This window comes from Synechococcus sp. PROS-7-1 (assembly GCF_014279795.1).
In the GTDB taxonomy this organism is placed as follows: domain Bacteria; phylum Cyanobacteriota; class Cyanobacteriia; order PCC-6307; family Cyanobiaceae; genus Synechococcus_C.
Window position 1 is genome coordinate 2032415 of the sequence record NZ_CP047945.1, and the last position, 11834, is coordinate 2044248.

The window sequence follows — 11834 nt, forward strand, 5'->3', positions numbered from 1 at the left end:
GGCTGCACAAAGATCAACAACAGAGCAGCGAAAATCCCCTGCAACCACACAAACTTGACCATCAGTGACCGACCTGAACCCACAGGCATGAGCGGAACAACTCCGCTCACGCTAGGGGCCTCACTCAGACATAGAGGAGGAAGTCGTCGAGACCGAACTGGCCATCACCTCCGACAATAAAATCAAACTCCGGAGCGCGCCCGACCACCTCGGCGTAGCTGGCTCCCTGGCGAAGGAGATCATCGGCAGCGTTCACCAGGCTGGCCTCTCCTTCAGCGTCGTTGCTGAGGGCCCAAAACATCATTCCGCCGAGTCCCTTTTTGTCCACATAGGCCGCTTTGCCGGCAATGGTGGCCGTGGTTTCCATGGAGCTCCATTCGTCCCCGTCGTAGAGGAATGCGGCCTTGTTGTCGTCATCCCAGTAGAGAATTCGAGAGCCCGTCACAACATCGTTGAGCAGATCCTTGTAGTCGTAAACGCCGGCCTCGAATGAACCGGTGGCATCACGACCCGAGCCAGGTTGCTGATAACCGAAGGTTCCCCCATCCGACACATTGCCCCAAGCACGGGTGTAAGCCGGAACCCCTAAAACTACCTTGCTCAGATCCACACCAGCGCTCTCAAAAACATCTACAGCTCCAGTGATGTCGTAGTTATTGGCATCACCGGTCATCGCAGCTTGGTGGCCTGTGACGTCCTCCCAGCCACCATGGAAGTCATAGGTCATCACGTTGTAGAAATCGACGTAGGGGTCAATTCCTTCGAGGTTGAGATTGGCCAGCTTCTCTTCACCACCGGCCGTGGCGATCGACACCTCAAAGTCGCGCCCGGTTTCGGCTGAAAGATCATTGAGTGCGGAGCGCAGGTCGCGCAGAACCAACGCGAAGTTTTCACCATCGCTAGCGGAGACTGCATTATCCGCATTGCCGCCGCCACCTGGATATTCCCAGTCGAAATCAACCACATTGAAGAAATCGTAGGTTTTGAAAATGCGCACCGTTTCGCTAACAAATTTGTCGCGTCCTTCCTGGGTGGCGTAGGCGGTGCTGAATTCATCGGACAGGGTCCAACCGCCAAGAGCGAAACCAAGGTTGACCTCCGGATTGAGTTCCTTGAAACGACGCAATTGCTCGAAGTTACCGGCATCGTTATCTCCAACACCGTTCCATCCCACGGGAACCGAGGTCACCGTGATCGAGTCACCGCTCTCCGTGGTGGTGTAGCGACCTGGGTTTTCGTAGATGTCCAGCAGCTCCGGTGCCATGGCTTCGTACTCACTGGTGCTGAAGGTGCGACTGACCTGATCGGACTCGGAAAAGCGTTTCTGCAGGGCCGCGTAGGGATCGAACAAGGTGATCGACCCATCCGCCTTCACATCAAAGAAGCTGTAATTCATGTGGGTCATCGACTGACCGTCGACATCCGACAGGTTGACGTCACGGCCGTAGATGCCCCACTCCTCGAAATAGGTCACCACCCGTTTGTCTGTTGTGCCATTGGGGCGTTCGTAATCGATGGTGACAGTGCTGTCTTCCGTCACAGGGTTGTCTTCAATGACAGGACTGTCTTCAACGGGAGTGTCCTCAACATTGGGAATCTCGACGGCGTCATTGGCGTCCAGTTGCTGAGGAGCATCAGGCTGCTCAATCACCGGCGCCTCCGACTCCGGCTGAAGCACTTCGACGCTCGTGGCAGCGAGATCAAACACCTGATTCGGATCAGTGAAGTCTCCCGAGCCTTGGTAATAAGAGCTCTGCGCGGAGCCCTCGGCCAGTGGGGCTGACCAAGACTTGGGAGAGAGGGTGATGGCGTAGCGGCCATCGTCTCGCAGGGTATTGATGAACTCAAAGTTGCTGACGCTCTTCAACGGTGCATCGGAGACAAAACTCACCGACCAATCCGTTCCGACCGACGCACCGCTGGTGTTCGTGACCGTGACGTTTCCAGCGAAGGTTCCCGCCCAGCCACCGGTGATGGTGGCGGACACCACCAAACCGGAGGGGCTTGGTTCCACGTCAACAGTCGGCTCAGGTTCGGTAGCCATATCGGACTCCATGTCCATGTCCGGATCCATCTCCATCGATCCGTGATCGCCCATGGAATGGCTGTCGTGGGGTGGCTGCTCGTTCACCGCCGAATCACCAGATTGGGTCTGGAAGCCATCCGTCAGTTCACCGACAGGGGCTTCGGGAGTCAGCAGGACGGTGCGGTCTTTGAGGGTCAACATCTCGACCGAGCGACCAAAGGGGATCTCGAGGTTGTCTTCGACGATCTGATCGAAATGGAATTCCAGGCTGGCGCCTGGGATGTCATCCAGGTTGGTGTTCTTAAAGATGAAGGTCTGCCCGGTGGGCTCGGTCTTAATCACCAAGTCAGCACCGTCCTGCATGACCGAAAGACGCTCGCGAGTGCCGTAATAGAGAAAACTGATCGTGTCGGTAGCCGGATCAAAGTCGGTGATGGTCTCGACCTTGCCGTACTCATGCGAACGGATGTAGGTGGTGTTGGCATCCTTCTCACCAATGCCCAACTCCCACGACACGACGCCACCGAGGTCTTGACGGAGGTGTTCGTTGCCGACAACGCCGTAGTCCTCCAGGGCCAGCTGGTCGTAGGTGACGCCCACGAGGGTCATCTTCTGAGCGTCATTCCAGGGGCTCAAGAAGGTGACATAGCCCTCTTCCGTTTTGCCAAGAATCAGGTTGTGAACAGACTGACCACCAAAGTCCAAACGGTCGGTACCAGGGCGGAAGTCAGTGACCTCCCCTGAATAAACATCAACCTCGAACACGCGTGCGGGTGCATCGCTCACCGATGCTTCATCCGTGGTGCTGTTCTCTGTGGCGGTGCTCGCCACAGGGGGTGGGGTGTTGACATCAGCACTGGTCTCTCCATCCGCTTGAGACCCCGAACGTTCCACGCCCGAGTCGGTAAAGAACAGTGCGTCCGTTAGTGGTCCACTGTTCGCCAGGCCAACACTGACAGCGTTAAAGCTGACATCAATGCTCTGCCCTGCACCGATCGTGCTGTTCCAGGCCGCAGGGGTCAGCGTCACCCTGTAGCCGCCACCCTCGAGAGCCTCAACCACAGCAGCGCCGGCCCAGCTTTGGAAGTCGCTGTGCGGCGTTTCAAAGCTCACTGACCAGTTATCAATTGCACTGTCGGTCGGATTGGTGATCGTGAGCGTTCCACTCATCCCTCCCCAATACAAGGTTCCACTGGCCTGCAGATGCAGATCTCCTGCGGAAAAAGCCATGATGCGAATTCAAATACACTGAAATCATGGACAACAAGCCACCTTCGGTTAAACCCTTCATCCGAAGGGTATCTAGAAAGATTCAGACAAACTCATTCACATTTCAGGCGCAAATCAGGCTTTTCTCAGGCCAAAGCAACTGAAACACAACTCATCCTTTACAGCCTGGAATCAGCTGCTGATTGACGACAACGATGAACCAGAGAATTACACCCCCAAATAAAAAACCTTCTCCGGATTGGGAGAAGGTTGATTGATCGAACGTTTAGCGAGGAGACAAACGCCCTCAGACGGTCATCCCCTGATCGGCCATGACCATCCCAGGCATGGGGAAGCCCGAATCTCCCGTGAGCTCTCCATCGCCATTGAGGTCAACGCCGTAGCAAGCTTCCAACCCACAGCTGATCGCCTTCTCCTCAGAGATCCAACGCCCGCGGCCAAACAGCTCGCCTTCCTCACTGAAACGGAACACACGGAATTGGCCATCACGGTCTCCCTCGCCTTCGGCGAGAACCCTGAAACCACCGCCGAATGCATCCTTCGCCGCGAGAAAGTCCCACCGGTCAGACGTGGCATCCGACAGCGCCTGACCAGACCGGCCTACAAGAGCGATCGACGCATCACCACGGGCAATGGCGTAGTCAGAACCATTGCGAATCAGCTCGAGCGGCTCTGAGGCCATGGGATTCACAGCATCCATCACCTGACCCGTGATGACATCGGGCGTCATGGCAGACATGTCCATTCCCATCTGCGGATCCATGTCCATGTCCATTCCCATGTCCATCCCCATCTCCATCGTCATCGACGTCTGGGCGGGAGCGAAGAAATTGCTGCGAGTCAGCGAACCGCTATTGGGCATCCCTTCGCCCTGCGCATTGAAGCTGATGGAAATCTCACCATTGGCAGGAATGCTGTCATTCCAATCAGCAGGAGTGAATGTCACACGATTGAGACCGTTTCCGGCATCCTCAACAGTTGCGTTACCAGCCCAACTCTGAAACTGATCATGGGGAGTGAGGAACGACACTTCCCAGTCGTCAACGGCAAATCCCATGGGGTTCCTGACAATCAGATTGCCACCCATACCGCCACCCCACCAAAGGGATCCATCCACTTCGAGCTGAAGGCAGCTGTTATGCACATTGGAGCCACCGGGCAGATTCATCACCACCTTGGTGAGATCGGGAGGCGTCATATCCATATCCATATCCATGTCCATTCCCATATCCATGGGCATGGATATGTCGGAACCCATCTCCTGAGGTGCCTGCTCAGCAACCTGTTGCTGTTCGGCACGTTCCTGAATTTGACGCGTGCTCTCTTCCAGACTCCTGGGCTGCCCAGGAGCTTCTCCGGAGGCCGTCACAAATGCCCCTACTCGCGTTTGAAAACCATCGGTAGGGCCACCCTCTGGCGTGAAGAGCATGGTGCGATCCACCAGGGACAGCTGTTCAGGCTGGAAGCCGAATGCTCTGTCGAGAAGATCCTCCTGAATCTGGTCGAAATGGAATTCCAAATTGGCGCCGATCAGCTGCTCTTTCTGAACCCCTTTGAAAACGAAACGCTGACCGATCGGTTCAGAGCTGATCACCAGGTCTGAGCCTTCATTCACGACTGAAAGACGCTCTCTCGTTCCGAAGTAGAGGAAATTAATCTTGTCCGTGACAGGATCAAAATTGTCAATCGTTGTCACACTATCGCGTTCATGCGAGCGAATATAGACAGTGCTTTCCCGGTCAGGATTAGCAGGATCAAAGGCAGGGCCAATGCCCTTTTCCCAGGAGAAAACACCACCAATATCTCCCCGCAAATGCTCGTTACCCACGGGCGCGAAATTACTTTCGCTCAGGTCGCTCCACTGAATTCCCTGACCGTTCGCGCCAAGAATCCGCTGAAACTGATTGGGCTGCCATGGATAAACAATTGTGGCCGTTCCATCAGGCTCCTGACCAAGAATCAAGCTGTGAACAGAAATGTTGCCGAAATCCAGTTGATCATTCGCAGGATCAAAATTAGTGATGTCCTGAGAAAAATTGCCGACTTGAATGAGAGCCATGGATTCATGTTGCTCAAGGCCCCGTCATCATTGTCGCGGTCTCGGGTCACAAAAACCCTGCAATCAAAGGGTTTGCGGCCTCATTCAGACGCACCATGCCTCACAAAAATCACCATCTGTTTGCATTCAAGGAAGATCCGGTCACATCCTTTCCGCAAGGAGTTCATTCAAGAATCGCAATCACAGCTGTGCTCGTGGATTCCAAGGGCGCTCTTCAGACACAGACAATGAAGATCTCATCGTTCTCAAGCGAGTCACGCACCAGTCGCTCAACTGGTTCTGATGCGATTAATCGACCCAGTGACGCCGAATGCCCTCAACAGCAGCAGCGGTTCGATCCTTCACGTTCAATTTGCGCATGATGGATTGCACATGCCCCCTGGCCGTGGTCTCTGCAATCGAGAGCTCCTCACCAATCCCTTTGTTTGTGAAGCCGTTGCAAAGCAACTGAAGCACCCGACGCTCTTGCTCCGACAGCACATGAGTCCCACTGAATGCGTTGTTCCTTAGGGCAAAAGGAATCGAAGGATCCACAAACCGCACTCCCGCCAGAATCGATTCCAACGCATTCACGATCGACATCAGATCAAGACTGGGTCGGGCCAGCACCACATCCGCAGGGCTGGCCATCACCTCTTTCAGCCTCGATGAGTCGATTTGATCGAGTGTGTACACAGTGGCGATCGGCGACTGAGGCACTGATCGCTGCTTGAGATCTGCCACGAGCGCGAGCCCATCTCCGCCTTCCAGGTGCTCACTGACGAAGGCCAACAGGGGGCCACGAACGTCATCGAGACAGGCCAAAGCCTCTCGCTGCGTCGTGGCAATTCCGACCAGACGGCTGGGGTGTTCGGTGTGATGCAGGGCAAAACAACTGGCCAGAGCCAGGGCATAGGGGCGATTGTCCGTCGCCACCAGAATCCGGTGATGCCGAGACAGATCCTGCAGGTGCTCATTGAGAGTGCGGAAGGAATCATCAATGGAGATCAACATGCACCCACTCCCTTTCTGATCACCTCTTCAGCATGGGCACTTCCGTTGCGGCAGCGCCAGACGGAATTGCCAGATTGACCGGCTTTCCCTACCAATGAGAGGGAGATCCCTCTAGTCGTGGTCAACCCATGCCCACCGATCGCGTTCTGAGGTCCGCCCTAATCGGTGCCCTCAGTGTTCTGGCCTTTGGTTGCCAAGCGAAGTCTCCGTTGGCTGAGCCTGGAGCGAACAAACGGAGCGATGGTCAACTGCGGACTGTCGTGGTGGGGGAAGAGCTTCCCCTGGTGAAGAAAACAGACGCGGGCTTCGACGGTTTGAGCTTTGTCTTCATCGAAGCCATCCGGGATCAGCTCAGCCACACCGATGGGAAGGAGATGGCAATCCAGACGATCCCCGTCAAAACCCTGCGCGACGCACAGTCCCTGCTGGAGGAAGGCAAAGCAGATCTGGCTTGTGGTGTGGATTTCAGCTGGGAGCGACAGACCCTGCTGGATTACACGCTGCCCTTTGCAACAACTGGAATCCGTCTCTTGGCACCTAAAGGGAATGACGGCACCCCTGACAGTCTTCAAGGCAAGACCATCGGGGTCGTGCAAGACAGTGTTGCCGCCTCCGTGCTGGCCAACAACCTTGAAACTGCAACGTTCAAGTTCTTTTCTTCTCCCTCCACAGCATTGGAGGCTCTAAAAGACGGGACGATTGAAATCCTGGGCGGAGACAGTCTTTGGCTGCAAGCCAGCCGCGAGAGAGCCGCAGCCAAAAATGATCTCGTGCCGAATCAGCCCTACGCCCGCACATCTGTGGCTTGCGTGGTAGCTGAGGGAGATGCATCCCTTTTGGACGCTGGCAATCTCGCCATCGGTCGGGTGCTGCAGGATTACGTGGACGGGGATCAGGCCGTTCGCAAAGAGATCAACAGCTGGATCGGCCCTGGCAGTGCTGTGGGCTTAAGCGTCGACGACATCGCCCACTACTACAGCGTTGTGCTGGCAACTGTGACGGAATTCCAACAAGACACGGATCGCTCCAACTGACGCCTCACTGACGACTAGCCGCTATCCCTCATTCATCGAAATCATCTTGAAACTCAAAAGTCCCCTTCTCAGTTTGCTCACGTTGATGGCCGCCTGCTCCACGCTTCAGCAGGGAGCCTCTGCCCGCGTTTTCGTTGAACCTGATCCGGGCCTGGCTCTCGAGCAACGCGTGAATGCGCTGAATCTTGACCAACTCCAGCATCCGCAAGAGGAGCTCCTCGCCCGCCACTGGAGGAACGGTGGTGGCTGGGGCAATGGCGGTGGGCGCCGCTGGCGCAATGGCGGCTGGGGCAACGGTGGCTTTCGCAACGGCGGATGGCGAAACGGTGGGTTCCGCAATGGCGGCTGGGGAAATGGTGGCGGAATTGGCTGGGCAAATGGTGGTCCCGGAATCACCATTCGCTGGTGAAGCAGCCGCCGGTGAGAGCACTAACCTGCTCCCACCGTTGAACTCCTTCGATGACGAGCACTGAACCGAGGTCTCAACGCTGCGCGCTCTGCCAAGTCGAGATTCAGGGAGAAGGCTCGGCGAATGATCGCGTGCTCTTCAGCAGAGGAACACCAGGAACCCGCAGCAAACTCTGGGCCAGGGTCTGCCAATACCTCAAAACCGACGAACAGAAGCAGCAGTGCATCAACCAGGATCCTGCTCTACGCGGGGTAACGATGCCGGGTGATGGCTTCGAAGAAATCAGCGCGATTCAGCTCGGTGATGGTGGCCAGGATTAAGGGCGTGAGCCCAACCGGCCTCGATCCCAATCAGGCATGATCCATGAGGATGTAGTGGACGCTTCGGCGCAATCTGTCTAGACGTAAGCGAGATACGTCCTGACTGCGTCGTCATGCGTCTGATCAAGAGAGCCGCCACTGGCCTGCTCGCCCTCTCCACCGTGGCTCTGGTTGCCTGCCAAAACAAGGAAACAGACAACAAAACGGGATCACAATCCTCCGCATCAGCCCCAGAGCAATCGACCAGCAACGTCTTTGACACAGGCAAGCTTCGCGCTGTTGTGATCGGCGATGCCCTGCCGATGGTGAAGAAGGACGGCGACAACTACGACGGCTTGTCGTTCGTGGTTCTCGAAGCCATCCGGGATCAGCTCAACGTGTCCCCGCTGAAAAAAGACAAAGACATCGACATCGAACCGGTTGCCGTTGGATCGGCGCAGGAAGGACTCAACAAAATTCGTTCCGGAGATGCCGATATCGCCTGTGGCGTGGCCTTCAGCTGGAAGCGCCAACGCACCCTCACGTACACCCTTCCCTTCGCCATGGGTGGGGTAAGGGTGCTGGCCCCGAAAGGCAACGATGGAACCCCCGACAGCCTGAACGGACAAACGGTTGGTGTGGTGAAAGACAGCGTGGCTGCCAACGTTCTGGCCTCTTCGGTGGATGACGCCTCCTTCCAGTTCTTCAACACCCCCGACGAAGCACTTGCCGCGCTCAAGGACGGAACGGTGAAAGTTCTCGGCGGCGACAGTCTCTGGCTGAAGGCCAACCAAGCTGCAACCGCTCCCGAAGCAGCGCTGGTCCCCGCCCTTCCCTATGCGCGCTCTGGAATTGGCTGCGTGGTGGCTGGAACCACCCCCAAGCTTTTGAACATGAGCAACCTGGCCATCGGACGTCTGCTCTCGGCCTACGTCAACGACAACGACGAAGTCCGCACTGAAATCAACAACTGGATCGGCAGTGGCAGCACCGTGGGCCTTAGCGATGACCAAATCGGCACCTTCTTCACGATCGTGTTGTCCACGGCAGCCGAATTCAACAAGCAGTCCTGACCCCGACCCGTTCGTCCATTTCCATTTTTGAACCATGAACAAAACCAGTCTGCTCAGTCTTGCCGCTGTTCTTGCGACCAGCGCCGTCCTCTGCGAGTCCTCGAAAGCCGCCGTGCACCGCGAGCCTGATCTTGGCAATGCGCTCGAACAGCGCATTGAACGGATGGGAACGAAGGCCTGGGCTCTCCTCGACAGCAACGGCATCACCGGCACCACTCCCGATTCCATCGCCAGGGCCTGGGGCAACGGCGGCGGCCGGGCCTGGGGCAACGGTGGCCGGGCCTGGGGCAACGGCGGCCGTGGCTTCGCGAACGGCGGCGGCGGTGGTTTCGCCAATGGCTACCGCGGCGGTTTCGCGAACTGGTGAACACGTCTGACTACGGCCCCATTGGTCTTCTGGTGATCCAGTCGACCTCCCTCTGCAATCTCGACTGCAGCTACTGCTACCTGCCAGACCGGCAGAAGCGGAACATCTTCAACCTCCAGCAGCAGCTACCCCTGCTGCTGGAGCGGGTGTATGAAAGCCCGTTTTGGGGGCCCCATCTTTCGATTCTCTGGCACGCCGGAGAACCCCTCACGCTGCCAACTGCGTTTTACGACGAAGCCAGCAACATCATCAGGCGGGAAACGGCCGATCTTCAGGCCCAGGGGGTGGTGATTGAGCAGCACATCCAGACCAATGCCACGTTGATCAACGACGACTGGTGTGACTGCTTCCAACGCAACAACATCGTCGTCGGCGTGAGCATTGATGGTCCTGAAGAGATTCACAACAGCCACAGGCGGTTCCGCAATGGCCAGGGATCCCATGGGCACACCCTGAATGGCATCCGCACCCTCAGGAAGCACAACATCGACTTTCACGCGATCGCCGTGCTCACAGAGGATGCTCTCGATCAACCCGAGCGCATGTACACCTTCTTCCGCGATGAGGGGATTCATGCACTGGGCTTCAACGTGGAGGAGCAGGAGGGTGTTCATACCAACTCCTCGATGCAAGGACTGGCCAAGGAGGGGCGCTACCGCGAGTTTCTCTCCCGTTTCTGGGCTCTCAATCAACAGGATGGGTTTCCTCTGCGCATCAGGGAATTCGACCAGGTGATGGGCATGATCGCCGGTGGTCAACGCCTGCTGCAGAACGAAATGAACCGCCCCTACGCGATTCTGAGCGTGGACGCAAAAGGCAACTTCTCCACCTTCGACCCCGAACTGCTCTCGGTGGAAACCGAGCGCTACGGATTGTTCAACCTTGGCAACATCCGCGATCTCTCGCTCTTGGATGCCACCGAAACCGCCCCATTCCAGCGGCTGCTGCTGGAGATGCAGGCTGGAACCGATCGCTGTCGACAGACCTGTGATTACTACGGGTTCTGCGGAGGTGGGAACGGCAGCAACAAATACTGGGAACACGGAAGTCTCGATGCGGCCGAAACCTGCGCATGCCGCTTCTCGAGCCAGATCCCTGTCGATGTGGTCCTTAGCAAGCTGGAACTGGAGAGTGCGACCAGCCCCTAAAGCACTCGCTCAACATTCCCTTCTCGAGCTCATTCACACACCATGCGCATCCAATCAGGACCGGCCGCTATCACCCTTTGCTTCGCTGCGATCTGTGGCGCGGTCTCGATGGCACCTCAAGCCCATGCCGGCTGTTCCTTCCTGATGCCCGTCGGGGGCAATGGCAACGGACCCAAGCCCTACATCGTCAAGAAACAGGTCGAACGCCCCAAAGGCTTGGTGGGTAAAGCCGTCGGGCGGACGAACTGGAACACGGATTTCGTCGTCAACCAGCCCTACAAGAGCTTCAAGCTCTTTTTCACGGCGGACTCAACCGATGGCAACCCGGGTGCCTATCCGATCGAGGCCTATCTGAAATTCACAGACGGCAGCAACCTCCGGGTCGTGCAGGAATCCATGAAGCCGCCGACCGGCACCGGTGCTCAGTTTGGTCCGTTCACTGTTCCATCCGGAAAAGCCGTTGGTCAGGTGAATTTCAAAATCGGTGCGAACAATGATCCAGGGGCCACAGGCTTCAGTTACCGAATCTCAGTCCAGGGGTGCAATTGAACACTCGGCAAGGTCTGAGCTTGGGCTCGGGGAACCTCCATCACTTACATTGATTAAGGCCTGGTGAGTTCCTCTCTCCGGGAGGGTGATCACAGCATCAACCATCGGGCCTGAGCCCGAATCACCCTCTCGACGAGTCCTTGCCCCATCCACTCCTGCCGGACATCATTCCCGTTGCAACCAGCACAGCTGCAGCGCACGGTTTTGAACTGGCAGAGATTCAGATTCTCACGCACCTGCAGCCCATGACGGTGCAGGTGCAGATCCGTCGCAGTGATGGTTCTGATGTGTCTCTCGACGACTGTGCAGGCTTCAGTGGACCCATGGGTGAAGCTCTCGAGTCGCAGGCGCTGCTCACCGAGGCGTATGTTCTGGAGATCAGCAGTCCTGGAATCGGGGAACAGCTCCAGAGCGATCGGGACTTTCAGACGTTCCGCAGCTACCCGGTTGAAGTCCTCTATCGCGATGACGAAGGCAGGGAACAACGGCAACAGGGCTCCCTGCTCGAACGCAACGACGACCACGTGCAGGTGAATGTGCGCGGACGCATCAAACGCATTCCCAGACCCTCTGTGATTTCCGTTCAGCTCATCAGTCCGACCGGCTGAATCACCTCCCCCACTCATTTCCTTTTTCCCTTACTCACG

11 protein-coding genes are annotated in these 11834 nt (G+C 56.9%); 8 read left to right on the plus strand and 3 right to left on the minus strand.

All coding sequences use genetic code 11. The annotated features are described in order from the left end of the window. Window positions 1-124: 124 nt before the first annotated feature. The 3 genes from SynPROS71_RS11130 to SynPROS71_RS11140 form a co-directional block, all read right to left on the minus strand. A complete protein-coding gene (locus tag SynPROS71_RS11130; RefSeq protein ID WP_186595124.1) occupies window positions 125-3256 on the minus strand; it encodes a glycosyl hydrolase family 18 protein in 3132 nt (1043 codons plus the stop codon). A 286-nt stretch (window positions 3257-3542) separates the two neighbouring features. After that, a complete protein-coding gene (locus tag SynPROS71_RS11135; protein WP_186595126.1) occupies window positions 3543-5315 on the minus strand; it encodes a cellulose binding domain-containing protein in 1773 nt (590 codons plus the stop codon). Between the two features lie 288 nt (window positions 5316-5603). Further along, window positions 5604-6308: a response regulator transcription factor gene (locus SynPROS71_RS11140; RefSeq protein ID WP_186595128.1), complete on the minus strand. Its 705-nt coding sequence runs from the start codon at window positions 6306-6308 to the stop codon at window positions 5604-5606. A gap of 128 nt (window positions 6309-6436) precedes the next feature. Between SynPROS71_RS11140 and grrP (SynPROS71_RS11145) the strand changes: the two genes are divergently transcribed. The 8 genes from grrP (SynPROS71_RS11145) to rimP all read left to right on the plus strand — a co-directional run bounded on the left by grrP (SynPROS71_RS11145) (window position 6437) and on the right by rimP (window position 11795). Further along, on the plus strand, window positions 6437-7342 hold the full coding sequence (gene grrP, locus SynPROS71_RS11145) for an extracellular substrate binding-like orphan protein GrrP (protein WP_255442138.1): 906 nt from the start codon (window positions 6437-6439) through the stop codon (window positions 7340-7342). A gap of 73 nt (window positions 7343-7415) precedes the next feature. Further along, a complete protein-coding gene (grrA, locus tag SynPROS71_RS11150; RefSeq protein ID WP_255442518.1) occupies window positions 7416-7751 on the plus strand; it encodes a GrrA/OscA1 family cyclophane-containing rSAM-modified RiPP in 336 nt (111 codons plus the stop codon). A gap of 50 nt (window positions 7752-7801) precedes the next feature. Continuing rightward, the gene (locus SynPROS71_RS11155; RefSeq protein WP_186595132.1) at window positions 7802-8071 is read left to right on the plus strand and encodes a hypothetical protein; all 270 of its coding nucleotides are present in this window, start codon (window positions 7802-7804) and stop codon (window positions 8069-8071) included. Window positions 8072-8184: 113 nt separating this feature from the next. After that, window positions 8185-9123 carry an extracellular substrate binding-like orphan protein GrrP gene (grrP, locus tag SynPROS71_RS11160; RefSeq protein ID WP_186595133.1) on the plus strand — a complete coding sequence of 313 codons (939 nt, stop codon included), beginning with the start codon at window positions 8185-8187 and terminating at the stop codon, window positions 9121-9123. A 34-nt stretch (window positions 9124-9157) separates the two neighbouring features. After that, complete coding sequence (gene grrA, locus SynPROS71_RS11165; RefSeq protein ID WP_186595134.1) at window positions 9158-9490, plus strand: GrrA/OscA1 family cyclophane-containing rSAM-modified RiPP; 333 nt, start codon at window positions 9158-9160, stop codon at window positions 9488-9490. Then, entirely contained in the window at window positions 9487-10638 is a 1152-nt protein-coding gene (gene grrM, locus SynPROS71_RS11170; protein ID WP_186595135.1) for a cyclophane-forming radical SAM/SPASM peptide maturase GrrM/OscB, read from the plus strand. The genes grrA (SynPROS71_RS11165) and grrM overlap by 4 nt, the downstream gene beginning before the upstream one ends. Before the next feature lie 108 nt (window positions 10639-10746). After that, window positions 10747-11187 (plus strand): hypothetical protein, encoded by a 441-nt coding sequence (locus tag SynPROS71_RS11175; RefSeq protein WP_186585970.1) that lies wholly within the window; start codon window positions 10747-10749, stop codon window positions 11185-11187. Window positions 11188-11327: 140 nt separating this feature from the next. After that, complete coding sequence (gene rimP / locus SynPROS71_RS11180; RefSeq protein WP_186595136.1) at window positions 11328-11795, plus strand: ribosome maturation factor RimP; 468 nt, start codon at window positions 11328-11330, stop codon at window positions 11793-11795. Window positions 11796-11834: the final 39 nt, after the last annotated feature.